The sequence below is a fragment of the Mycobacterium nebraskense genome, assembly GCF_002102255.1.
GTDB classification, from domain to species: Bacteria; Actinomycetota; Actinomycetes; order Mycobacteriales; family Mycobacteriaceae; genus Mycobacterium; species Mycobacterium nebraskense.
The window spans coordinates 1-24,094 of the sequence record NZ_LQPH01000142.1 but is presented as its reverse complement, the minus strand read 5'-3'; the positions used below and the strand labels follow the sequence as shown (position 1 = coordinate 24,094).

The 24,094-nt window shown below is 64.2% G+C and carries 21 protein-coding genes and 1 pseudogene; 5 read left to right on the top strand and 17 right to left on the bottom strand.

Annotation, left to right across the window (positions count from 1 at the left end; translation table 11 throughout):
* Positions 1-3: 3 nt before the first annotated feature.
* Genes AWC17_RS19375 through AWC17_RS19350 form a run of 6 tightly spaced genes read right to left on the bottom strand, consistent with a single transcriptional unit; the run spans position 4 to position 6,305 of the window.
* On the bottom strand, positions 4-1,635 hold the full coding sequence (locus AWC17_RS19375; RefSeq protein WP_224112266.1) for an AMP-binding protein: 1,632 nt from the start codon (positions 1,633-1,635) through the stop codon (positions 4-6).
* Positions 1,632-2,372 carry an SDR family oxidoreductase gene (locus AWC17_RS19370; RefSeq protein WP_047323411.1) on the bottom strand — a complete coding sequence of 247 codons (741 nt, stop codon included), beginning with the start codon at positions 2,370-2,372 and terminating at the stop codon, positions 1,632-1,634. Before AWC17_RS19370 ends, AWC17_RS19375 begins: the two co-directional genes overlap by 4 nt.
* Positions 2,372-3,184 carry an enoyl-CoA hydratase/isomerase family protein gene (locus tag AWC17_RS19365; protein ID WP_047323410.1) on the bottom strand — a complete coding sequence of 271 codons (813 nt, stop codon included), beginning with the start codon at positions 3,182-3,184 and terminating at the stop codon, positions 2,372-2,374. Before AWC17_RS19365 ends, AWC17_RS19370 begins: the two co-directional genes overlap by 1 nt.
* Positions 3,181-4,176 carry an acyl-CoA dehydrogenase family protein gene (locus AWC17_RS19360; RefSeq protein WP_224112267.1) on the bottom strand — a complete coding sequence of 332 codons (996 nt, stop codon included), beginning with the start codon at positions 4,174-4,176 and terminating at the stop codon, positions 3,181-3,183. Before AWC17_RS19360 ends, AWC17_RS19365 begins: the two co-directional genes overlap by 4 nt.
* Positions 4,173-5,291: an acyl-CoA dehydrogenase family protein gene (locus AWC17_RS19355; RefSeq protein WP_047323409.1), complete on the bottom strand. Its 1,119-nt coding sequence runs from the start codon at positions 5,289-5,291 to the stop codon at positions 4,173-4,175. Before AWC17_RS19355 ends, AWC17_RS19360 begins: the two co-directional genes overlap by 4 nt.
* Positions 5,292-5,306: 15 nt before the next feature.
* Entirely contained in the window at positions 5,307-6,305 is a 999-nt protein-coding gene (locus AWC17_RS19350; protein WP_224112268.1) for a dihydrodipicolinate synthase family protein, read from the bottom strand.
* Between the two features lie 173 nt (positions 6,306-6,478).
* Here AWC17_RS19350 and AWC17_RS19345 point away from each other — a divergent pair, with 173 nt between their 5' ends.
* Together AWC17_RS19345 and AWC17_RS19340 are read left to right on the top strand one after the other, a co-directional pair.
* The gene (locus AWC17_RS19345; protein ID WP_047323407.1) at positions 6,479-7,240 is read left to right on the top strand and encodes an SDR family oxidoreductase; all 762 of its coding nucleotides are present in this window, start codon (positions 6,479-6,481) and stop codon (positions 7,238-7,240) included.
* A gap of 53 nt (positions 7,241-7,293) precedes the next feature.
* Entirely contained in the window at positions 7,294-8,505 is a 1,212-nt protein-coding gene (locus AWC17_RS19340) for a CaiB/BaiF CoA transferase family protein (RefSeq protein WP_082147612.1), read from the top strand.
* A gap of 18 nt (positions 8,506-8,523) precedes the next feature.
* Here AWC17_RS19340 and AWC17_RS19335 read toward each other — a convergent pair whose 3' ends face one another.
* From AWC17_RS19335 to AWC17_RS19325, 3 genes are all read right to left on the bottom strand, one after another.
* A complete protein-coding gene (locus AWC17_RS19335) occupies positions 8,524-9,213 on the bottom strand; it encodes a TetR/AcrR family transcriptional regulator (RefSeq protein ID WP_009953194.1) in 690 nt (229 codons plus the stop codon).
* Entirely contained in the window at positions 9,197-9,991 is a 795-nt protein-coding gene (locus tag AWC17_RS19330) for an alpha/beta fold hydrolase (protein WP_014379486.1), read from the bottom strand. Before AWC17_RS19330 ends, AWC17_RS19335 begins: the two co-directional genes overlap by 17 nt.
* A gap of 235 nt (positions 9,992-10,226) precedes the next feature.
* Positions 10,227-11,756 carry an aldehyde dehydrogenase family protein gene (locus AWC17_RS19325; protein WP_009953192.1) on the bottom strand — a complete coding sequence of 510 codons (1,530 nt, stop codon included), beginning with the start codon at positions 11,754-11,756 and terminating at the stop codon, positions 10,227-10,229.
* 198 nt (positions 11,757-11,954) lie between these two features.
* Between AWC17_RS19325 and AWC17_RS19320 the strand changes: the two genes are divergently transcribed.
* Positions 11,955-12,797, top strand: a complete 843-nt coding sequence (locus AWC17_RS19320) for an SDR family oxidoreductase (RefSeq protein ID WP_009953190.1) — start codon at positions 11,955-11,957, stop codon at positions 12,795-12,797.
* A gap of 414 nt (positions 12,798-13,211) precedes the next feature.
* Here AWC17_RS19320 and AWC17_RS19315 read toward each other — a convergent pair whose 3' ends face one another.
* The 3 genes from AWC17_RS19315 to AWC17_RS19300 all read right to left on the bottom strand — a co-directional run bounded on the left by AWC17_RS19315 (position 13,212) and on the right by AWC17_RS19300 (position 16,837).
* Positions 13,212-14,603: an AAA family ATPase gene (locus tag AWC17_RS19315; protein ID WP_085164960.1), complete on the bottom strand. Its 1,392-nt coding sequence runs from the start codon at positions 14,601-14,603 to the stop codon at positions 13,212-13,214.
* Positions 14,604-14,753: 150 nt separating this feature from the next.
* Positions 14,754-15,578, bottom strand: coding sequence for a hypothetical protein (locus AWC17_RS19310; protein ID WP_009953187.1), 825 nt, complete (start codon positions 15,576-15,578; stop codon positions 14,754-14,756).
* Between the two features lie 998 nt (positions 15,579-16,576).
* Positions 16,577-16,837 carry a helix-turn-helix domain-containing protein gene (locus AWC17_RS19300; RefSeq protein ID WP_029384319.1) on the bottom strand — a complete coding sequence of 87 codons (261 nt, stop codon included), beginning with the start codon at positions 16,835-16,837 and terminating at the stop codon, positions 16,577-16,579.
* A 272-nt stretch (positions 16,838-17,109) separates the two neighbouring features.
* Here AWC17_RS19300 and AWC17_RS34210 point away from each other — a divergent pair.
* Both AWC17_RS34210 and AWC17_RS33605 read left to right on the top strand, forming a co-directional pair.
* A pseudogene (locus AWC17_RS34210) lies at positions 17,110-17,577 on the top strand (TniQ family protein); the annotation flags it as partial.
* 183 nt (positions 17,578-17,760) lie between these two features.
* Positions 17,761-18,288, top strand: coding sequence for a hypothetical protein (locus AWC17_RS33605; protein ID WP_047323404.1), 528 nt, complete (start codon positions 17,761-17,763; stop codon positions 18,286-18,288).
* An 86-nt stretch (positions 18,289-18,374) separates the two neighbouring features.
* Here the strand turns inward: AWC17_RS33605 and AWC17_RS19290 are convergent, their stop codons facing one another.
* The 5 genes from AWC17_RS19290 to AWC17_RS19270 all read right to left on the bottom strand — a co-directional run bounded on the left by AWC17_RS19290 (position 18,375) and on the right by AWC17_RS19270 (position 24,055).
* A complete protein-coding gene (locus tag AWC17_RS19290) occupies positions 18,375-19,034 on the bottom strand; it encodes a hypothetical protein (RefSeq protein ID WP_085164958.1) in 660 nt (219 codons plus the stop codon).
* Positions 19,035-19,138: 104 nt separating this feature from the next.
* Complete coding sequence (locus AWC17_RS19285) at positions 19,139-20,374, bottom strand: IS256 family transposase (RefSeq protein ID WP_085164956.1); 1,236 nt, start codon at positions 20,372-20,374, stop codon at positions 19,139-19,141.
* Positions 20,375-20,518: 144 nt separating this feature from the next.
* Positions 20,519-22,129 (bottom strand): TniQ family protein, encoded by a 1,611-nt coding sequence (locus tag AWC17_RS19280; protein ID WP_085164954.1) that lies wholly within the window; start codon positions 22,127-22,129, stop codon positions 20,519-20,521.
* 19 nt (positions 22,130-22,148) lie between these two features.
* Entirely contained in the window at positions 22,149-23,309 is a 1,161-nt protein-coding gene (locus tag AWC17_RS19275) for an ATP-binding protein (RefSeq protein WP_009953180.1), read from the bottom strand.
* Positions 23,306-24,055: a Mu transposase C-terminal domain-containing protein gene (locus AWC17_RS19270; protein WP_244193506.1), complete on the bottom strand. Its 750-nt coding sequence runs from the start codon at positions 24,053-24,055 to the stop codon at positions 23,306-23,308. Before AWC17_RS19270 ends, AWC17_RS19275 begins: the two co-directional genes overlap by 4 nt.
* Positions 24,056-24,094 lie beyond the last annotated feature (39 nt).

The following is a 24,094-nucleotide window of genomic DNA, read 5'->3' as shown; positions in this document are numbered from 1 at the left end:
CCTTTACTCGGTGCTCGCGGTTGCGACCAGCTCGAACTTCTTGACCTTCCCCGAAGGGGTCGTCGGCAACGCGTCGACGAAATGCCAAGCGACGGGGGTCTTTTGGCGGGCCAGTCCGGTGGCGTGCAGATGGCGGCACAGGTCTTCGGCTGTCACCTGGCCTGGCTGGTCGAATACGACGAACGCCACGGGCACTTCGCCGAACCTTGCGTCGGGTCCGGGTACCACGGCGGCGCTGCGCACCGCCGGGTGTTTGACGAGCAGGTCTTCGATCTCGCGGGCCGAGAACTTCTCGCCGCCGCGGTTGATCACGTCTTTGACCCGCCCGGTGATGGTGACGAAGCCGGCACCGTCGACGAGACCGACATCCCCGGTGCTGAACCATCCCGCGTCGTCGAGGGCCGCCCGGTTGGCGTCAGGATCGAGGTAGCCGAGCATCTGCTCGGGCCCGCGCACCAGCAGTTCGCCCGGGCAGCCTGCGGCCAGCGGCTCGCCGTCCGTCCCGACGACCCGGACCTGCACCCCCGGGGCGATCGCGCCGTCGGTCCCCGCGCGCAGGTCGAACGGATACGCGCGGTTCATCACCGTCACGGTCGGAAGTTCGGTCATGCCGTACACCCGGGCGGCCGGAATCCCCTGCTCTTCACTGCGTTCCATGACCGCGCGCGGCACCGCCGCCCCGCCGCAGGCGAACATCCGCAGCGGCAGGTGCACGCGGGCGGCGCGAGCGGCGTCGGTCAATTCCTGCAGGAAAACCGTTGCCCCCGCCGAATACGTCACCCGGTGGCGCATGATGTCGGCCACCGCGACGTCAGGTTCCCAACGGTCGGCCAGCACCGCGGAGGCGCCGACCAGCAACGGGATGGTCATTGCGTTGAGCACGCCGGTGATGTGCTGCAGCGGGGCGGCCATGTAGGCGACGTCCTCCCAGGACAGGCCCCACGCATCAACGAGCTGGCGGGTTTCGGCCAGCAACGTGCGCGACGAGTGCACCGCGGCCTTAGCACCCGACGTCGTGCCCGAAGTGAAGAGGATCAGGCACGGATCATCGGGTCCGACCGTGGCGGATTTCTGGCGGCGCCCGTGCGAGACGACCGCGTCGAACGGCGCCCAGCCCGGCCGGGTCCCCCGCAGCACGATTCGGGCAACGTCGCCGAGACCGGTCGCCGCAAGCAGGTCGTCGAACGCGTCGGCGTGGGCGAATCCACGAAATGCCTCGGCGGTCACCACAGCGGCCGGCCGCACCTCTTCGATGACCTGGCGCAGCTCGTGTTCCCGGTAGAACGGGGCGACCGGGCAGCTCACCGCCCCGGCATGCCAGACCGCCAGACCCAGCACGTGAGCTTCCCACCAGTTCGGCGTCTGCCAGCAGACGACGTCGCCGGACCCGATACCCGCCCCGGTCAGCCACGCGGCAGCACGTTCGACCACCTCGAGCAGCTCCTGGTACGTCAGCTGATGGCCGCCTTCGGCGAGGGCCGGCTGTGAGCCCCACTGACGGGCGGCGCGGACGACCGACGCAGAAATCGTCTGGTCGCTGATGTAGCCGAAGCGGCGGTATTCGGCGAGGCGCTCCGGGGCCACCGGCGGCGCCACGATGTCACTCGCGGTGAGTCGAGTTCGGTTCATGCTCATCCACCCATGCTCATTCCGCCGTCGACGGTCAGGACGGCGCCGGTGACATAGGAAGCGAGGTCGTCGAGCAGAAACGCGACGGCGTGCGCCAGCTCCTCGGGACGGCCCCAGCGCCCGACCGGGATCATCGACGTCACCGCATCCCGGTCGGTGTATGCCAGCTCGGCCGACATATCGGTATCGAAGCTGCCGGGTATCACGCAATTCACGGTGATGCCCTTGCGCGCGACCGCCCGAGCACACGATCTGGTCAGGCCGACGATGCCGCCCTTGGCAGCGCCGTAGGCGATCTGCACCGGGCTGCCCAGCAGTGCCGTGACCGAGCCGATGTTGACCACCCGCCCGAAACGCTGCTGGGTCATGTGCGCCAGCGTGGCCTGGCTAAGGTAAAACGCCGCAGACAGGTTGACCGCGAGCTGGCGTTGCCAGTCCTCGGAGCTGACCTCGCTGAGCCGTTGCTCGTTGACCATCCCGGCGTTGTTGACCAAGTAGTCCAGCCGGCCGTGCTGCTCGAGAACGTCGGCAACCAGCCGCTGGCAGGATGTCGGCTCCCCGACATCGGCCTGATGCAGGCTCACCGTGGCCCCGCACCGCGAAGCCTCCTCGCGCACGGCGTGTGCGGCGACGTCGTCGCGGGCATATGCCGCGGCCACCGCGACACCGGCATGCGTCAGCCGGTCGGTGATGGCACGACCTATCCCCCGGGTGCCGCCCGTGACCAATGCGACGCGAGCCATTACGGGATCCTCGCGTTCTTGGCTGCCGCGCGTGCGCTCAGCCGCTCGAGCAGCACGCGATGCTCCTCGGTGTCAAAGCACTCGCTTTCCGCGCGGGCACAATGTGGCAGTAACGCGGCAACCCGGTCGATGTGGAAATTCAGCAGCTGGCGCGTCTGCCGGACGGCCTGCTGCGGGAGCGCGGCGAGGCGATCGGCCAGCTGCAGCGCCTCCTGCAACACGTCGGCTGCGGGTACCGCCCGGTTCGCCAGCCCCAGGCGATGCGCTTCGGCGCCACTGACCCGGTCGCCCAGGAGCAGATGTTCCTTGGCGGCGGACAGGCTCGTGCGCAACGGCCACAGCAGCAACCCGCCGGCACCGTCGAGCAGCCCTAGCGAAACCCGCGGATCACTGAGGAAGGAGTCTTCGGCCACCACGACCAGGTCGCACAGCAGCGCCACCGTGACGCCAGCACCGACCGCGGCGCCGTTGACGGCGGCGACGGTGGGAAACGGCAGGCGCGTCATTGCCCAGAACAGCTCTTGGTGGGCGGCGAGCACGGTGTCGCGCAGAGAGCGGTCATCGCGCATGGCACGGATGGTCTTGAAGTCCCCGCCGGCGCTGAATGCGCTGCCCTCGCCGGTCAGCACCATCGCGCGCACGTCTGGCTCATCACGCAGCGCAAGGACGGCCCCGAGCAGTGCATCGGTGATCTCGGCGTCCAGGGCGTTGGCCTTTTCCGGCCGGGACAACGTCACGCGCGCCACCGACCCGAGACGGTCGACGATGACGGCCGGATGCGTTTCCGCGCAGGACGGATCGCCGCCGCTCACAGCTCTACCAACCGGGGAATCGTCCCGGCCGAAATCAAACGGGCACCGATCACCGAGGGCAGTTCGCTGGCCGAGCCCAGCACCGAATCCAGCACCAGCGCACGGGCCAAGAAGCGGTGGAAGGGATGCTCGGCAGTGAAGCCGATGCCGGCCAGGACTTGCTGGCACTGGGTGGCGGCGATGCGGGCCGCACGCCCCGCCAACGACTTCGCCAGCAGACCCGCTAAAACGGCATCATCGGCATCCCAGGCCGACGTGAGGGCCGCGGCGGCGCCCGCACGAGCGACGTGTGCGTCGGCCAGCCGGGTGCTTACCGCCTGAAAGGAGCCGATAGGCCGGCCGAATTGCACTCTGCTGCAGGCGTGGTCGATGGCAAGCTCGATCATCCGCCCGACCGCCCCGATGATCTGGTAGCCCAGCGCCACCCGGCCTGCCGTTGCCACTGCATCCCAGGCTGCAACGGCCTGTTTCCCAGCCAGGACCACCTCGGACAGCACGTCGACGCCGCTGACTTCGATCATCTGCAATGCCGGATCAAGACCATCGATCCGCCGCGTCGAGACCCCCGACGACTCCTGCAGGTCAACCCAGACCAGCTCACCGCGGATCGCGATCGGCGCCAGATACCTCAACACCGGCCGCGCTCCGATGACCAGGCCGCGCACCGCCAGCAGCTCGCCGTCAGCCGCGCCGACCAGATCGGCGCCGATGCCGGGTAGGACAACGTTGTATCCCGTCGCCGCGGCCGGCAGATGTTCGGCCAACGGTCGCAGCAGCACATCCTGCAGCGACGTCGACATCGATCCGGCGCCACCGAGCGCGGTGAACAGCGCCGACACCGCATCCCGGGGCGCCTCGGCGAGCAAGTCGGCGAACCCGAACGCATCGAGTGCCTGCGCAAGCTCGGTCCCGTCGAGTTCCTCCGCCAGTCCACGGATGGTCGTCGCCATCAGTTCCCGCTCGGCGGCATCGATGGTGTGAGCCTGCTTCACGCGCTTCTCGGCAATCCGAGCAGCCGCGTAGCCACGATATCTTTCTGTATTTCACTGGTGCCCCCGTAGATGGTGGCAGCGCGCGAATACGCCCACTCGCGGCGCCACGCCCGGCTGCGCGCGGTGTCATCGGTTTCCATGTCGCCGCGCAGCAGCTCGCGCGCCGCGTCGAACACGGCCTGATCAGCGGCAGCGATCATGATCTTGTCCACCGAGGCTTCGGGTCCTGGCATATCACCCGCAGCGATGCGGTCCTGTGTGTTCTTCGAGGTGGCGCGAAAAGCCCACAACAGCTGGTAGGCCTCGCCGAGGGTCGACGCGGACGCCCCGTCGCGTGCGGCGTCAAGGAGCAGACCGAGATGGTGGGCAAGCCAGGCGCCGCGCTGCCAGAAAATCGGGCCGCGTTCACAGGACAAAATGAACTGTGCGACCCGCCAGCCGGCGTTCAGCTCACCGAGCAGACGCTGCGCGGGGACCTCGACGTCGACGAACGACGTCGAGCAGAATTCGTCGACACCGGCCATCGTCTCCAGCGGGCTCGCGGTCACGCCCCGGGTGTCCATATCCACCAGAAAAGCGCTGATACCCCGCGATCCGGCGCTGCCGGTTCTGGCCAACACGATGCACCGGGTGGCGTGGTGCGCCCAGCTGGTCCACAACTTCTCGCCGTTGATCACCCAGCCGTCGCCGCACGGGCGCGCGGTCGTCCGCATCGATCCCAGGTCGCTGCCCGCATCGGGCTCGGAGAACCCCTGACACCAGAATTCCTCGCCCCGCAATAGCCGCGGGAAGATCTCCTCGACCAGTTCGGGCCGGCCGAACTCGGCCACCGCCGGCCCGAGCACTTCGTGCATCGACCAGGACGTGGTGTGCACCAGCGCTCGGCTGGTGAGCTCCTCGCCGAGGACGGCGCGCAGCATCGGCGAGCCCCCCAGGCCACCGATCCGGGTCGGCCAGCCCCAGCGCATCCAGCCGGCGTCGAACAGCAGTCGCTGCACTTGACGTTGATGGTGCAGCTGGGCGTCAACACTTTGGTCTTCGATCGCGGGGACCAACGGCTCTCCGACCTCGTCGATCCAGGCCCGCACGCTGGCGCGAAATTCGCGCACCTCCACTACAGCTCTCCGTTCTCAGGACTCGATGAACCCAGAGGCGACATAGGCCTCACGGATCGGCTGCTTCAGGTCGTCGGGGAACGCGGTTTGCGGCGGCCGGGCAGGGTGGTCACCGACGGGGAGGCCGAGCAACGAAGCGCCGAATTTGAACCCGGCTCCCCAATGCGTGAACATTCCGGGGCGGGCGGGATGGGACTGATAGCGGCGGCTCGCCTCGCGCATGGCGGTCAGACCGGTCTCGGCCGCGAAGGTATCGGCGCGCTCGAAATCGCCTAGCATCAGCAGTGCGCGCCACTCGCTGAACAGCAGTGCACCCGGCTTCTCGTAGAGGTAGAGGGCCGAACCCAGCGCTCCGGGGTGGGGTATCCCTAACCGGATCCCGGCCTCATCGGCCGCTTCCCACAACACCATTTCCGGGGCCAGCTTGTGAATCGCGAGGCTGTGCTCCGCATCGAGCAGCCCGTTCTTCAGTCCGCACAGAGCGGGGATCTCACGGTAGAGCTCGACACATTCCTCGGGGGTTAACACCAGCCCTGTCGAGTGAGAGTTGAAAAAGCCCAGCGGCATATCGGTGCGATCGGCGACATAGCGCAGATATTCCAGCACCCCGGGCTTCCCCGAGCACTCGAAATACGGCGTCAGGATGTAGCAGATGTCGGCGCCCAGCTCTTGGGCGTTCAGCGTGAGCTCGACGGCCTGCTTGGCAGTGTCGGTACTCGACATCACCTGCACCAGCGCGCCGGGTTTGACCCGTCGAGCCTCCTCGATCGCGACCCGGACTACTTCTTTGAGTTCGTCGGTGGTCAGTGACCAGAATTCGGCGATACCGCCGGTCAGCCAAATACCGTCCTGGTCCAGGTCGACCAGGCAATGCCGCACCAGCGCGCGCAGTGCCCCGTAGTCGATTTCGTCGCCGTCGAGACCGTAGAACGGAGTGTAGAGCGAACTGCAATTGCCCCACAGGTGCTCCGACGCCCAGTCCTTCGCCTCTTTGCCGGTGACACCTGTGACCACAACCGACTCCTTCTGCATTTTTGCCGGACGCGAGTTCCGGGCCAGGTGATGACTATCACGTACGCGTCATGGTAGAACCATATGTGCATTGCATGCAAGGAACAAGTGCATGCTCGATGCACCCTGATCCGCGTTTTTCGATAGCGCGGCAACCGGCCAGTATGAGGAGCGTGATGTCGCAGAGCATGGAGGGCCGAGTCGCCGTGATTGCCGGCTCATCGATGGGCGTCGGCCGGGCCACCGCCATCCGCCTCGCGCAGGACGGCGCGACGGTCGTGCTGCTGGCCCGCCGTAAATTGCTGCTCGACGAGGTCGTCGAGATCATCGGGCCCAGTGCCGTTCCGATCGTCACCGACATCACCAACAGCCACGATGTGCAGGCCGCCTTCGAACAGATCGCGACGCAGTTCGGCCGTATCGACGTCCTGATCAATTCCGCGGGTGCCAGCCGGATCCGGCTGATCGAAGAAGCCAGCGACGAAGATATCGCCGTGACCGTCAACACCAACCTGGTGGCACCCATCTACACGACGCGTTCTGCCATTCCGCTACTGCGCGCGGCCGGCGGCGGCGACATCATGAACATCTCCTCGGAGATCACGCTCGACGACATGCCGATGATGACCCTTTACGCCGCCACCAAACGTGGCCTCAACGGTTTCACCGGAGCCATGAGCAAGGAGCTGCGCCGAGACGGCATCCGGGTGACCTTGGTCGTCCTCGGCGCGGTCGGAGATACCGGAATCCACGAGAACTTCGGGCCGGGCGACCTCGAAAAGGCCTGGCCGCTGTGGGAAGCCGACGGCTACCTCACCCGGATGAGTGGTACCCACCTCCTCACCTCGGCCACCGTCGCCGACGTGTTGCACGACGTCATCACCAGGCCCCGCGAAGTGATGATGGATGTGATCCACGTCCGTCCGGCCAGCAGCTGAGCCCCTCCCCAGGATGAAGCCGAAACCGCAAAGGAGACAAAGTGATTCGACCGATGGACGGCGTCCGGGTACTGGAGGTGGCACAGTTCACCTTCGTCCCGTCCGCGGGTGCGGTCTTGGCCGACTGGGGTGCCGACGTCATCAAGGTCGAGCACGCAGAAAAGGGTGATGCCCAGCGCGGCCTGAGCGCCGTGATGGGCATGGCGGTCGGCAGCGGGTCGTTCGCACCCTTGATGGAACACCCCAATCGGGGCAAGCGCAGCATCGGCCTCGCGCTGGAGCAGCCCCAAGCGCTGCAGGTGCTGCACGAGCTGATCCGCACCAGTGACGTGTTCTTGACGAACTTCCTGCCCGCCGCGCGACGGCGGCTGGGCATCGAACTCGACGATGTCCGCAAGATCAATCCGGACATCATCTACGTCCGCGGATCCGGTTTCGGCGCCAACGGCCCTGACAGCGAGAAGGGCGGCTACGACAGCACCGCCTTCTGGGCTCGGGCCGGTGGCGCGGTGGGGGCCGCGCCTGCAGAGTTCGATGGCATTCCCAAGATGCCTGCCGGTGCCTACGGTGATTCGTTGGGCGGAATGACCATCGCCGGAGGCATCGCCGCGGCGCTCCTAGCGCGCGAACGCACCGGCGAAACGTCGGTTGTCGACGTCTCACTGCTCGGCGTGGGTGCCTGGGCCAGCGCTCTCTCCGTAGGTTTGGCGCTTCTCGAGGGCGGCCCACCGGCGCCCCGCGCACCCGGCAACACGGCGCCGATGAACCCGCTGGTGGGCAACTACCGAACCGCCGACAACCGTTGGCTCGTGCTGGCCATGCTCCAACCCGGGCGCTATTGGCCCGAGTTCTGTCGGCACATCGACCGCGAGGACCTCATCCATGACGAGCGATTCGCTAGCACCGAGGCACTCATGGGCAATACGCCGGTAGCGGCCGAGATCGTGCAAGAGGTGCTCGCCGCGCGGCCGCTGGCCGAATGGGTCACCCGGTTCGCCGGCATGGAAGGCCAGTGGGCCATCGCGCAGGATCCGTGGGAAGTGGGCCAGGACCCGGCGTTGCGAGCCAATGGAATGATCGCCGAAGTACTCGACATCGACGGCGCTCCGCGGGAACTGGTCGCCAACCCGGTGCAGTTCGACGAGAAGCCCGTACAGCTCAAGCGGGCGCCACAATTCGCCGAGCACACCGATGACATTCTGCGGGCGCTCGGCAAGTCGGACGACGAACTGATCGACCTCAAGGTCAGTGGCGCGGTGACCTGAGAAGTGCCGCCTCGGCTGTTAGGTTGCCGCGCGGAGGATGGCCGCCGAGCAGAAAGCCCACAGGTCATCGACACTGGTCGTCCGCCCACCGGACAACACCGCGGAGTGCGACGTCGCCAGCAGGAGCTCCTGAAGTAGCGCGGCCTGGGTGGCTAACGGCACGTCATCGCGGAGCAAGCCTGCATCGGCAACCTCTTCGAGCAACTCAACGATGAAGGAGTGCAAGGGTTCCAGGGCGTAAGCGAGGTCGTTGGGGCGGGACTCGGCCAGCCGCAGGTGCAGGACACTGAGCCCACGCGCCAGTCGGGCCGGCATCGCGGTGATTTCAGACAGTGCCTCCATTAAGGCCCGCACCCGCTGCACGGGATCCGTGATGCCGTCGCACCGCTCGCGGATCATTGGCATCGCCGTGGTCCGCAGGATCGTCTCGTACACCGCCAACAGCAGGCTGTCTTTGCCATCGAAAAAGGTGTAAAAAGTCCGCTGCGACATGCTGGATTTGTCAACGACGTCTTGGATGGTGAAGTCGCTTTCGTCTCGCTCCCCCAGGAGCTGTATCGCCGCCGACACGAAGCGATCGCTACGTGCCTGGGCTCGCGCGCGGGCGTTGCGCAGCGAGCGATCGACACTGTCCCGCTGCCAACTCGGTACGGGCGCCTCCGCCGGCTGGTGATTTTTCTTTGCCTTCAGCTCAGTTGACCGCGCCATGACGCTCCGCTCTCTCAAGGTCGACTTCGGCCAGGAAGTCGCCGATAACTCCCCTGACCGTATCTGGGCACTTCTGGTGGGCGGAATGCGCCGCGCCCGCTATCTCGACAAACCGGGCCCGCGGATTGACTTGCGCGAATCGCCGACCCTGCTGCTGACGCGTGAGTTCGTCCCGATCCCCTGCCATCAACAGAATCGGGCACGCGATGCCGGCCAACGTCTCCTCGCTCAATTCGGGCCAAGACACGCTGTCCTCGTGTAGCGCGGTGACCAGGTCGCGCCAGTGCTCGGGCCCGTGCACGGCCTCATGCAAGCGTCGTAGCGCAAACGGCCACGTGCGGTGCAGATGCTCCAGCCGAGGAGCGCGGTAGTCGCTGGGGCGTCCCGTCCCGGGAGAAATGAGGATCAAGGATCGGGCCGTTCCCGGGTTCTCCAATTCCAGCGTCAGCGCAATCTCCGCACCATAGGAGAAACCCACGATGTGCGGGCGTCCCAGGTCCAAATACTCGATGAGATACCGCAGGTCGGAGCGGACTGCGGTCCCCGTCGTAGCCGTCGATCGGAATTCCGATCGGCCATGGCCGCGTAGATCGGGCAGGATGCATCGGTACCCCGGCCCCAGGGCCGCGGCCAGGCCAGCCCACTCGAACTCGCCCGTGGCGGTCGCGCCGTGGACGAACAAGACCGGCTGAGGTCCGTCGCCGACCACCGCATAGGCCAACGTCAACCCATCGTGTTGATAGGTGAAGGGACGAGGCGCTCCCAGCTGCCCAGTCATGCACGGCCCTCAACAACCTGCTTCTCGTTCAACGGCACACCACAGGTCCGTTCGGAGACAGATGACCCCCATTGAGCCTCCACTTGTCTCCCTCATGCCCTCGGTTTGAGTGAGCAAATTCTTGCATGACGCCCACCATGTTCTACCAGTGCAAAACGCTCAGGTGCTGTCTCACGAGGTTAACATGCTGAATCAAAGCCAGCCTGCCTATCGCACACGTGATAGTGATTGCAACTCAGCTCCAGGCGATGGATTTGAGTTCGGTGAACTCCTCAATTCCGTGGTGGCCCCATTCCCTGCCAATGCCGCTCTGCTTGAATCCGCCGAAGACACCGGTGATGCCCACCCCATTGGGCTGATCGGCTGACCAGCCAGGGCCGGAGCTGCCCAGAGCCTCGACGTTGACGGTGGGCGGCCCCACCGTCTGCACCGAGACATTTCCGGCCCGGATCTGACGGGCAACGTTGAAGCCGCGCGCGGTGTTGCCCGTGATGACGCCGCCGCCGAGTCCGTAAATCGAATCGTTGGCGATGCGAATCGCCTCCTCTTCAGTCTTGTAGGTGATCACGGTGAGGACCGGACCGAAGATTTCCTCCCGCGCAATCCGCATGTCATTGCGGGCGTTGACGAACAGCGTCGGCTCGTAAAAGAACCCCTTGGCTAAGTGCGCGGGACGCTTGCCGCCGAAGACCAGCTCGGCTCCCTCATCCAGACCGGATTGCACGTATGCCTCGACCCGGGCTCGCTGCCGCTCTCGGATCAACGGGCCGATGAGCGTGTCGGACTCGCGGGGGTCGCCGACCTTCAGAGACGACGCCGACCTCTTGGCGCCGTCGACGTACGCATCGAGCAAGTGCTCGGGCAGCAGCATTCTCGTCTGGATGGCGCAGCCCTGCCCAGCATGGATCATCGAGGTGATAATGCCCATGTTGGCGACGTGGTCTTCAGGGACATCGTCCAAGACGATCGACGCACTTTTACCGCCGAGCTCGAGTTGCAGGCGCTTGACTGTGGGGGCAGCGGCCGCCATGATGGCTCGCCCGGTGGTAGTCGAGCCGGTGAAAGTGACCATGTCGACCAGCGGGTGGGTGGTCATCTCCGCCCCGACCTCGGGGCCACCCGCGATGACGTTGAGCACGCCTGGCGGAAGGTCAGCATCCTGAGCCGCTTTGGCGATCTCGAAGGCGTCAAGCGGCGTCCACTGGTGCGGCTTGAGCACCACGGTGCAGCCGGCCGCCAGAGCCGGCAAGACCTTCACAATGTTGAGGAAAAACGGGAAGTTGAACGGGGTGATCGCGGCCACCACACCGACCGGTTCGCGGACCACAACGTGCCCGGCCATTCCGGTCGGACCCCCGGCCGGCGGAGACACTTCGGTCCACCGCACCGCGAGTTCCATGGCCTCGGCAATCCACTCGGCGATGTCAATCGTGCCGCGCACCTGAATGATGTCGGCGAGAAAGCCGACCGACCCGGACTCGGCCATCACCAGCTTCTTGAGGAAATTATGGCGCTCATCAAGGATGGCGGCGAATCGGCGTAGGACCTTTGCCCGATCTCGCGGCGACGTCCGCGGCCAGGGGCCGTCGTCGAATGCCCGGCGGGCGGCTGCGATCGCCGCGCGGGTGGCCTTGAGGCCCGCTTCCGGGACCGAGCCGATGGCCTCCTCGGTGGCCGGGTCTATGACTTTGATGACCCCGACCGTGTCGTCGGCCGTCCAAGCGCCGTCGATGAACATGTTGTCGTAATCCCAGCGGTCGCTCACCGCGCATTACCTCCAACTCTGAAGAATTTGACGCCCGCTGCATCGCCCAGTCGGGCCTACTGCCGCAGACGTGCCGATGCCAGAAGACGCTAGCAACAGCGTATCCCTATAGGGAGAATATAATGTTCCTCTTTGGACACCTGTTATATCTGTATACCGGTAGTCATCATCTTCGCGGTCAACTTGGTTGGAGGAAACATGGAAGACGTACTGGGATATGCGGGGCGCCATGTGGTGGTTACCGGCGCCGCGTCGGGCATGGGCGCAGCGACGGCAACGATCTTGACCAAGCTAGGGGCACGCGTCACTGCGCTCGACGTGCGGCCTACCGAGGCGTCGGTCGACCGGGCGCTGGAAGTGGACTTGCGTGATCGCACATCGATCGAGCGGGCAGCCGAGTCCATCGACGGGCCGGTCCATGGTTATTTTGGCTGCGCGGGCCTGCCTGGGCCGCCGTTCTCTGGCCTGGACGTGTTGCTGGTCAACTTCGTCGGAGCCCGGCACCTGGTGGACCTGGTCCTGCCCAAGATTCCTGCCGGCGGTGCGATCGCGGTGGTCGCGTCCAATGCCGCCATGGGGTGGCAAAAGGAGCTGGAGCAGCTTATGGAACTGGTGTCCACCGACGGGTTCGATGAGGGCAAGCGGTGGTGTGTGGCTAATGACGAGATGGGAGCGGTCGGTGCATACCCACTTTCCAAGAAGGCGATCAACGCCTGGGTGGCGTCCCGGGCCGCCACGCTGATCACCGATGACATCCGGCTCAACTGCATCAACCCCGGCCCCACCGACACCGCGATGCTGCCCCATTTCGTGGAATTCGCCGGGCAGAACATCATTGACGCCTTCGTCGGGCCGATCCGTCGGCGCTCAACCGCCGAGGAACAGGCGTGGCCTCTGATCTTCCTTAACAGCCCCCGATCGAGCTACATCAACGGCGAAGCATTGGTTACCGATGGCGGATTCTTCGGCGCGGTGCAGTCCGGTCAACTCGACCTCGGCAAGATGTTCGACACCCCAGACATCAGCGCCACCGGAGCTTGACGGCTACTCGACCCTTCCCCGGAGCGCAGCGCCGCACGTCGCCTTGACGAAGCCTGTCCACCACAATCGTGCCCTGGGGCGCCGATGGTTAATGCATACGAACTGTGATTAGCAATGGACCGGATGCGGCCAAAACCTCGGCTCGTCACAGCCAACCAGCGCGGCAGTCCGAGCCTTCACTTCGCATGGTTCGGAGATTATCCCGCGTCGGAGAAGCCCCGATAATGACCAATTACGTCGGATCGATAAGGTCGGCGTCGCGGCCACAGGAGAATAATGCCCGGTTTTGGCCACCGAAGCTCGGAGTTCCAGTCCCCCTTCGACTCTGGTGACGTGGCGTAGCTCGGGAGGCACAGCTCGCCGACGGGGCCCCGTTCTACTAGCTGAGCTCGGGGATGCTGTCGCGGTGGCTCGTTACAGGTACATCCCTGACGACAACTGGGCCCGGTATCGCCCGGTGCCGACTTCGGATAGCAACGTCGCGGTACTGATGCTTCCCTCGTCACCGGGGGCGAGCACGGCACGGCGCACAACTTCACGAAGGTCACTGCCGCTGGTATTTTCAGGCAGCGCGGCTACGACGGTCGCAATGTCAATGGTCTGACCGCCGGGAATCTCGTTGATCAACACCGAGAGGATCCGGGCAGCCTGCGTGCTGTTTGGATAACCGACCTCGACGATGGAGTCGAATCGCCCCGTGCGGATCGCCGCCCTATCCAATGTGGCGGCATCGTTCGTGGACGCCAGTGTCAGGATGCGGGCGTTGGGTTCGATGTCCATTGCCTGCAACAGTTCCGACAGTCCCCCATCACCGGTCGAGCGGTCCCGGCACCAGAGGTCGACGTCCTCCAGGACGAGCAGCACCGGACCGTCGAGGCGCTGCGCCTCCTCGACGACGGCGGTCAGCAGCTCAGCACCCGCCTTGGCCTCGATGTAGATGACGGTGAAGTCGCCGACGACTTCGCTGGCCACGACCGCGCTAATCGCTGACTTGCCGGTGCCGGGTGGTCCGCACAGCAAAACCCCGCGGCGGGACCCCGAGCCGTGCGCGTTGAGCACGCTGTGGCGGTCGCGTACCGCGGTGACACCAAGATCGACCTCGGCCCACACCTCGTCGCCGACGATGACGTTGTGGCGCGTCGCGGTTGCGGGCAGGTCGATGACGTCCAGGCTCAGTCCGCGTTGGTAGGTGGCGCGCACCGCGCGGCCGCGGTACGGGTTGAGTGCGTTGGCGCGTTCGGCGAGCCGATCCAATAGCGCGCAGGCATCTGCTTGCTTATCGGGCGTCACGAAGGCACTCACGTGAGCGGACCGCATGACGTTCTCACGGGTCTCGATGTGGATGATGCATCCGGTGTCGTCGAGCAGCGTCCCGGCGGGAAAGTGCACACGCAGGCAGAGTGGGTGGCGGTAGCGTCGGGCGCCGATCTTGGTCTGCGTCCACGTTGGGGGGTGGGTGGATTCGCCTGGACCGATCTCGCAGTCCGGCCTGTGTTCCTCGATCCATTGCGCCAACGCCAGTGCGGTGGTCAGTCGTGATACCGGATGCAAGGGGCGTTCCTCGTCGAGCAGGTGCCCGCAGTCCGGTACGCCGAGGCAGCGGGCGGTGAATCGTTCAGCGTTCTCGGCACTGTCTTGTTCGGCGACGCCGACCAGCAACTCCCCGAGTGCGCACAGCGCTGATCGCACGTCGCCATTCTGGCTGTCCAGCCAGCCGTTGACGTCGGTGATGGGTCGGCGGACTGGGTCCGCGCCTCGGGTGAGCCCGGCAGGCAGATCGTTCGATCCGCTAGCGTTGCGGTTCATCGCTTTGGGGTGATTCGGCTACAGGACAGCTTGACAGATTCTCACCTGTCTGCCGGGTCGTCAACGGGTTTTCGTGTCGACGGCCGCGTATCGATCTCAGCGCTTCGCCGGTGGCGGTTTGGCACTGAAAACGTGCGTTGGTTGCTGCGGTCACGAGGTGGATAGGCGGGTTCCGCAAGCTGGGCACCAGCTGAGCACGCCGCCCAGCGACGCTTGTATCGAGGGCAGGTTGTCGCGGTGCAGTGTGCATGCTTGGCGGGCGAGATGGACGCGGATGGTATCGATAATGAAGTCTGCCCGCTGAGCTGGGGTGCTGCCGTATCCCTCAACATCGATTGTGCCAGAGGCGATTACATCACCTTCGTCCAGTTCACGCTCGTAGCATTGGCCCGCACCATCACTGTCGTCCTCAGTCAGAGTACGGACGAAGCGACCGCTTGGCCGCAGGTCGAGTTCGATGCGCCACTCGCCGCGGCGTTCACAGAAGTAGAAGCTGTGGCCGTCGACTTCTCCGGTCCACTCTTCGGGGAACCACCCGCCATGGCTGCGCACTATGACATCGCTCTGGCCCGCCAGCCAGGCCTGCAGGTCGGCTTCGGCGGTTTGCGCGTCGGCTTTGATCTGTTGGCCCTCTGGCGATTCCCAGATCGCCGCCAGGCCCTGGCGCCACTTCTGCCACGAGCGGCGGCGATCCTCGGGCGTGCGTGTGCACACGCAATCAAATCCGTAGTCGTGAAAATCACTTTCGGGTAGCCGCGGGTGGCAGCCGCACCGGCATCGCTCGCCGCTGTCGATGTAGCGCCAATCCGTGAGTGCCTTGAGCGCGAGGTCGGCGAGCGTCTCGGGTTGCGGGCAGCGGTGCAGCTCGAATGCCGCCGCCAGGTGGTCGCGGTAGCGGCGGCGCGCCTCGGCGCGAGCATGCTCGAGCTGTTCTCGGTACTCGGCCTCACTCCGGACATGGGCGAAATCGACCATATGCATCTCCGGTTGTCATCCATACCGTCGCGGCTGGCATGAGATCGCCATGGCGTCAGATTGATTTCGAGTTGACCGGTGATCGATATCGACCCGCAGCAAGAGCGACTGCTCGCCGACCGTGGAATCACCCCCTGAGCGCCGTGACCGAAAACCCTTCAACGTCGACCTATTGTGAATAGTGTTTGGCCTCAATGTCTGCTTCATCAACCACCGTTCGGGTAGCCGGAGACCAACTCGCGCTCCATCTAGCACGATCGCCCGGTATTCGGTGAAGGTGGTTGCCCCACTGCTGAATTGGGCGAGCCGTTTCACGGATCGCGCATCAGGATTCCAGCCCTCCAACCTGCTGTAGGCAATGGCTCTGCGGTGCGCGCCTCGCTGGTCGGGTATGAGGTTGTTGGCGGTGTCGAGCCACTCCCGCCAACCATGTGGTGACATGCCCAACCTCCGTCACGCTTGCGCCCGCCCGGGAGCGGCAAGGTGGCCGCGGTGGCGGGTGGACCTGGCCGGCGGCACTGCGGGGCGTCTGATCGGCGGTGAACCGCCCCTTGCGCGGCCGAATCCTCACCCGTTGTCCGACTCTTCAGGTCAGCCAGCAGACCAGGTCCCCATTGCAGAGTGTAGCACTAGTAGGGCAGAACACGTTGTTGTGTTGCATTGGATCGCGCATTTGGCCGCAGACGTCGACACCCGTCTACGTCAACCGGAATGCAGCATTATTTCGTAGGAGGCTTGGAGTGTCGCTTACGCGCTGGTGCCGGTTCGGGTACGACAAGCAGATCAGCGACCGGCGCCTCGAGGGCGTCCGCGAGGTCAAAAAGCTGCGTAAAGCAGGCCACGCCGGCCGAACTCGACATGGATCAGCACATTGCGGGGTACACCCGCGTGCAGCGCGATAGAGCGTCCGCCTGCCCTCCGAGCCCGCGAGTCCTCAGCTCGAGGAAACACTGTTGACAACAAATCTCGACCGAGTTGGTCGAGCGCTCCGACATCAGTCATTTTATGCCCTCGAGCAGCTCTGAAGCGGACACGCCGAGGGCCTTCGCGATATCGAATAGTCTTTCGTGCAGGATGCCGCGGCGGCCGTACTCGAGGTCGATTAACACGTTGCGTGAAACACCGGACCTCAATGCAAGCTCCTCTTGGGTGTAGCCGCGGTCGATGCGCAGGGTCTGTATTCGAGTGCCCACCTGACGGCGCCGTCTCTCCCACACAGCGACCCGTTTGGGGTCGTTTTGACTGGGGCGCGTCGGCACGCATACCAGTACTGCTGCAGATCCCGGAAAAGTCTGCCCTACTAGTAGGTCTAAATTTGCAGTATGGCCGCCCACCGAGCGTGGACCCCCCGGATCTCGGTGCATGTGACGCGTTCACTCACCTCTATACGCGAGTTTGCTCGGATTGGCGGGGGCGAGACTTGACTCTGCACAATTAGGACGCCGGAGCCCGAAATCCCGACATCCCAAACGCGCAGCACGGCAATGGCGAATCAACCCAGAATGCACTACTAGTAGTGCATTCTGGGTTGATGGTCGCCGAGGTGCTTCCACGGGAGGTCGTCCCTCGCGGCGGCGGCGTAGAGCCTTGGCGCGCAGTGCGGACTCTGCCGATCCGGGTGAAACCGTTGCCAGAAGAGAGCCTTGAGTCCTGGCTGGAAGCGTTGGCTAGCCGCACAGACGCGACCTGGGGTCAAATTTTGCGCGCAGTAGATATTTCGGGAGCGCGGGGTAATACGGCCTCGCACTGGGCGGGGCGGGCCAACGTGTCGCTGACACCGGGGCAGGGGGACACCATCAGCTACTGCACCGGCGTCGAACCCTGCCTGCTTCAGGCGATGACTCTGCAACCGTGGATCAACGACACCAGCTGGCAACGTCCGTCTGCAGCCTCACTGCGCATGACTGGTTCGCGGTTCTGTCCCAAGTGCCTTGAGGAGCGCGGTGGCAGATGGCGGGTGTGGTGGCGGTTGCGGTGGGCATTCGTGTGCCCGACGCATGGATCCTTGCTCGCCGACGCGTGCCGCGTCTGCGGCGGTCTGCAGCGCACGGCACCGCCTCGCTTCAACGAGGTACCGAAGCTGGGGTCGTGCACCCGGGGTGTGACCCGATCCGGCGAGGGACCACGGTGCCATGAGCCGTTGTCGGGTGCTCCTGCCATACGCCTCGGGACAGATCCGGCGGTGGTGACCCAATGCGAGCTTCTCCGCGTGCTGCGCGCGGGCTATGCGTTGGGTGGCATCTACGGGTCGTCGCCAGTGCCATCGACGATATTCATGGGAGATCTACACACGCTGGGCAGTTGGATGTTGCGCTACGCGCAGCCCTTTCATGTGGCCGCCCCGATCTCCGATCTGCTCTGGGAGCAGTTCGTGCTCGCAGCAAAGAACGGGTTTGCGCGGCCTTTAGTCACGGGTGGCGGTGCGCGGGTAGCGTGCTCGAACGCCGCCGCCGATGCCGTCACCGCTTGTATGGCGATGCCCGTCCTCCAGGCTGATGACACCGAGATCGCCGCCCAGCGCCTGCAATGGCTGACGACGTCGATGCGCCGGCGTGGATTCTCACCGATGGATTCCCGGAACTGTTGGAACATCGGGCACAGCCCGTCACTTGACGCCCTGCGACGGACGGTGCTTTCGTCGCGCAGTTTGCACCAACATCGGACGACTCGACCATTCCCGGGGACTGGGCCGCAACTCAGCGCCGTGTGATCGGCAGCGTGCAGGCAACCGCCGCTCGCCGACTCTCGACGCGGTAGGTAGTCACGGAGCTGGTCACGCAGAGCGGTAAACGACTCTCATGCACGCTGAGAAGACTGGCGCCGCTTGCGGGGGTCTCGGCAGACCAGGATGCCGTACTTTCTCGCTGCTCGACTCAAAGCGGAAAGAGAGACGCCGACGTCTTGAGCTATAGCGGTGAGGGTGCGCTGCTTGACGACGTGTTCTTCGTACAGCCAGTCCAAGATGTCCGGACCAATTCTGTAGTAGTGACGAATTGGGATGCCATACTTTCGGGCTAGGTCGCCGACCGCCTCACGCCCGACGCCGACCTCGGCCGCGATGGCCGTCAGCGTCATGCCCTCGCGGTTGTACATGCGAAGAAGGTCTGCTTTTGTCAGGCGCGTCTCGGCGGGGTCGTTGCGAATCCGCCGGCGTGTCGTTGGTCGCACAAGCGGAAATTGCTCCAGCAGATACCTCACGACGTCGGCGGAAACCGCCAAATTGCGCGCGATTGCAGCCGTGGTCATTAAGGGATCCTGAGCTAGCTGGTGCACCTGCGTGACAGAAATCGAGTTGAGGTCCGGTCGCGGCAACTCAAGGTCGTTAATTAGGGAGAACGGCGGCGCCCAGGTAAGGGGCTCGCCTATCACGTTGTTGTGCGATAGGTATTGCAGACCGGCACTGTTCAGAGCATCGATCAGGGCGGGTGTGAACATAGCGATCATCTCGGCGCGCACAGCATCGCGGTATTGCGTTGTCGTTTTAAGATAGCGTCCCGGCGAGTGGTGGACTTCGGATCTGGCGTGGTTCACGCGTTGCGATCAACGAGTCATGTTGAACGCTAGGTGATTTGGTGTTGTTTGGCAAGTGCTGCAGCGGCGTGTTTCGCGGCGATGACGGCACGCAGTTCGTCCATGGAGACATCGGAGAGGTAGCGGCGGGTGACCTGCCATTCGTCATGGGCTTCGATCACCACGGCGGTGGCCAGCCGCAGGAACGCCGCCGGGTTGGGGAAGATCTCCACGACGTCGGCGCGGCGTTTGATCTCCTTGTTGAGCCGCTCGATGGGGTTGTTCGACCAGATCTTTTGCCAGTGCGCCCGTGGGAACGCGGTGAACGCCAGCACGTCGGTCTTGGCCTCGCTCATCATCGCGGTCACTTTCGGGAAGCTGGCAGCCAATGTGTCGGCGACGCGGTCCCATTGGGCGGCGACGTCGGCCGGGTCGGTGTGAGCGAAGATGGTTTTGACCGCTGCCGTGACCGCGGGGGCGTGCTTGGCTGTCACGGCGGTATGCAGGTTGCGCATGAAATGCACTCGGCACCGCTGCCAGGATGAGCCGGTGAACTGTTGGGCCACAGCGGTTTTCAATCCGGCGTGGGCATCGGAGATGACCAGGTGCACTCCGGTCAGCCCACGCGCCTTCAGTGCGGCCAAGAACTCGCGCCAGAACTCGTAGGACTCGCTGTCACCGACGGCGGTGCCCAGCACTTCGCGGGTGCCGTCGATGGATACCCCGGTGGCCACCACCAGGGCCTGAGAGACCACGTGCGCCCCGACGCGGACCTTGCAGAACGTCGCATCGCAGAACACGTAGGGAAACTCGGTGTGGGACAAACTGCGGGTGCGGAACGCGTCGATTTCCTTATCCAGGCCGGCGCAGATCCGCGACACCTCCGATTTCGACACCCCCGCCTGCACGCCCATCGCGGCAACCAGGTCATCGACGCTGCGGGTCGACACGCCGTGCACATAGGCCTCCATGATCACCGCGTGCAGCGCCTTGTCGATGCGGCGACGCCGCTCCAGCAGCGACGGGAAGAACGACCCGGCCCGCAGCTTGGGGATCGCCACCTCGACGTCGCCGGCGGTCGTGGACACCGTCTTGGGGCGGTGTCCGTTGCGGTGCACCGTGCGCCCACCGCTGCGTTCGTAACGGCCGGCACCGATCGTTTCGGTGGCCTCGGCCTCGATCAGCGCCTGCAGCCCGGCGCGGATCAGCTCGGCGAACACCGCCCCGGCATCAGCGGATTTCAGTGCATCAAGCTGAGCGAGCAAGGCAGACTGGTCTTGGGTCATCGCGTGGTGTGTCCTTTTCGTGAGTCACTTTGGTAGGTAACTCACTGACCACTACGCGATAGCCCACCCCAACAGCGTCAACGACACACCCGGCACTCTCGTCTGGCCAGCCCCCGACCCCGAAACCCCACCACGCCAGGGGACTTAGCCCGTTTTAAATGGGGCAGCGCTTCGGGGCAGCATACTTATCCGCTCAAAGAGCCATGATCGCGCAATGTCGCCGACCCGGTTTCTCCAGCCGGGTCCGTGATAAGCGTTGTCGTAGATGGCATTCCATTGCTGGGCCGGCAGCAGGTCTCGGTAATCAAGCAGGCGACGTCGTTGGTAGTCGATCGGACTCGGGTTTTCGCGAAGATAGTCGGCCAGCCGCATCATCGTGGCGAGGATGTTTGGCCACAACCGGTGAGGGCGCAGTTCTGCGACCATGTAGGCGAATCTCCTGTCCGTCATCGACAGGCTCAGTCTGCGGGCGGCACTTGGCACCGTTGTCTGATGTCCGTGGCACACGAGCATGATCGAGAGCACTGGGCGGATCACGGAAAGAGTGCCGCGTCCGACGGTCAAGCGAAAAGACCACTCGCGCCAGAACAAGGTGGGGATTGACCGCAACGAGTCGGGGGTCAACGTGCGCGGATAGCGCGGCAAGCACGACGCCGTGCCGTATCGCATCCTATCCAACACCCCGAACGAAGGCTCGAATGCACGGATGTGAACGGCGTCCATCGTTGCAGTCGGGCCGCCGCAGCGAAGAAGCGTCGGTGTGAGCTCTCGTCCCGTTGCCTTCGCCCTTTCTATGAGCGGGCGAAGCCGCGACGCGGCATCTTCTACACTTTCACGTCCAATGACATCGAGGGCCAGCATGATTCCAAGCCCGGTGACCAACGCAGGTGCGCTCGCCGCGAAGGCCCCAGGTGTCGACCAGCGGTCCAGATTCGAACCGTAAGCTGCCGAATGCTCTCGAATATGACTATCTCCACGCATCTCGAGTGACTCTGCGATGTAGTCAAGCTTTGCCATCGACAGCATTCGCGCCGAAAGCAGTCGCACGTCTCGGAGGAAATCAAGGGTCGACGTTGGCATCGCCTGATATATCCCACAGTCGATCACCGACCGCGACAGCAGTCCCGATAGACGGCACTGCGCCAACATGATTGGGTGCTGCCGGGCTAAGTATGGCATCGCAGCATACGCGAGATCGCCGAGGCATCGGCGCTTCTCACCATCTAATTCAATATTCCTTGAACATCGACAGAGGTCCGGAATCTCGTGCGCCCGCAGCCACCACGGCATCACACGCTGAAACATTGCGCATTCGGGGCACACATCGACGAGCAGGCAACTGTGTACCTGGCAGGTGAAGATCCACGGAAGTCGCCACGATAATTGCCAGCGGCCGTTCGAGACGCGAAGACACTGCGGGCAAAATCTCGATCGCACGGACTTCCAGGTCGACCGCACCCGTCCGGTGGATCGATCGACGGTGATCAGATGCCCGTCGTAGTGACCGAGCGTCGAGGCTTCGACCGCAGCTTGCCAGATCCCAGTGGCATGGGCGATTGCTGCGGCTTCGCGGGTGTGAAGGCAGGCCGTGAGGTTCTCTCGAACGAGACCTGGCGGGTCGGCTGGCGTCGGCTCGAGCGCTGCGAGTAGATGGCCCCAAGGAGTTTCGAGCCTTCGCGCAATTGCACCCAACCACGACTCCAGGGCCTCTCCAGGGACCGGAGCAACCCTGATGGGCAGTGTGCGTGGCGGCATCGCTCAGCAGCGCCTGAATCTATGACACACGTGGCGGTCGCGCAGATCGCGCTCGCAGGCGGCGAGTGCGGAATGCTGCAGCGAGTTCTTTCCGCGCCTTTTCGGCCGCACTGTCAATCCTGAACGAGTCCAACATTTTTCGGTTCAATGTTTCAGTGCCGGTTCGAACCGCGCGGGCACATCCGCGCCGGATGAGCTCCATGAGCGATCCGATGTGACCGGTGCTTCGTTCATAGAGATACTCTGACAAATCTTCCACCAGCATGCCCTGATGTTTGGCCCCCAGGACCAGTCGCTGCTCCACGGTGGCTAGGAGCGCGTTCCATTGGCATCGTTCTTTGTCGTTTTGCAGACCGTACGGCCGCATCTCCAACATTGTTGTGCGCCGGGCCGTTTGTTCTAGCACGATGTCGCCGTAGCCTGCTCCCTCGAGGCTGCAGCACAGGTCCTCCATCAATACTCCCCGATCACCGAGCCCAATGCCGATGAACAGCAACGTTACTGGGAACTCGTTGGAGACATACTTGAAATGGTTGCTGATCTCCACTCCACCAGATCGCTGCCAGTGCAGGAAGTGGAGGTCATCGATGATCAGTAGCCTTGTCTCGCAGCTTAGTACGCAATCGAGCGCTTGGCGTCCTAGTTGATCGTTACTTCTGTTTCCGCGACGGTAGCCTGGATGCGCATAAAAGTCGCACAGCGCGGCATTGAAGTCCTTCATGCTGGTATTGCCGCGCATACCTATTCGGCAGACCGGCCAACGCTCGTTCCCGGCGACCGTGAATTCACCATGCCGCCCAATCTCGCGCTTATGGAACTCCTTCGCGAAGGTTTCCGCCGCCCAGGTCTTGCCTAAGCCGGGGTAGCCGTCTATTGCCACTGCGCCCTTGGCATGATTTCCGTCCTGCGTGCTGCTATCCATGATGTCCCACAGATCTTCATGCAGCATCGCGAGCTGTGGTGTTCTCAACGGGCCAATGTTGTTGTGCCAGTCGGCTCGTCGCTGATTGTAGATGTCGGCTGCTGCATCGCCGAGACGGCGGATCTGGCCTCTCGAGAGCTCTTCGGGCCTGATCCGCCGGGGCGCCTCGACATACTCACGCCATCCCTCCTTGCGCGACAGCGTCAGGTTATCTAAGTTACTGGTCTTTTTCCGGCTCGCCACCCCGGTCGCACTCATACGTCCTCCAATACATCCTCATAGAAGTGACCGTCGTCGATGCGCGGATCGTCGTCGAGTTCGTCGGCCGATCCCGGGTCATCTGGCCCAATCTCCGTCGCGGTCAGTGCACCGAGGATCCTTTTCGCCGTGGGCAGTTCGGGAACGTGCGCCGCTTGCTTGACATCCAGGGCCAGACTGGACTGCTCGCGAGACAAGCGCAGGGCAGCTCGTCGCTCGGCCATGGTGTGTCCTTGACCAAGGTTGCGGCGTTCGAGAAATTCAGACAATGCCAACTTGTCGTCAAAATAACGGTATTTAGCCTTCACCAGTTCACGGCTGAATAACAGCCCGTCCTCGTTCATTGGGCCATCACACAGATCGGCATGGTCCCACATCAACGCGTGCCACCGGCGGGTCGATTTGGAGTCGAAAAAGTAGATGAAGCGCACGTCGTTAGGGTCGACATGAAACGGCCACTGCCCGTGATGTTCTCGGAAGGAACTCTTCTCCCCCGGCCGATATCCCGTCAGTCCAGAACCGCGGTAGATACGGTTGTCGACCTGAACACCGTAATGCTGAATCGTCCGCCATTCCACTTTCAGGAAGTTATAGGCGAAGTCGGGTTCGCGCGGCGCCTCGATATACCCGGCGCGCGAGACGCCATGCTCGAACATTTGCGCCGGGCTCAGTCCCAGTTTCCACAGGCCAACCTCTCCAACACCGTCGGGTGGCGTCCCAGGAGCGGTGTAAAAGTGGTCTGACATAGGTTCCGCTCGCTTGCGTTGATGATCCTATGCGGTGGC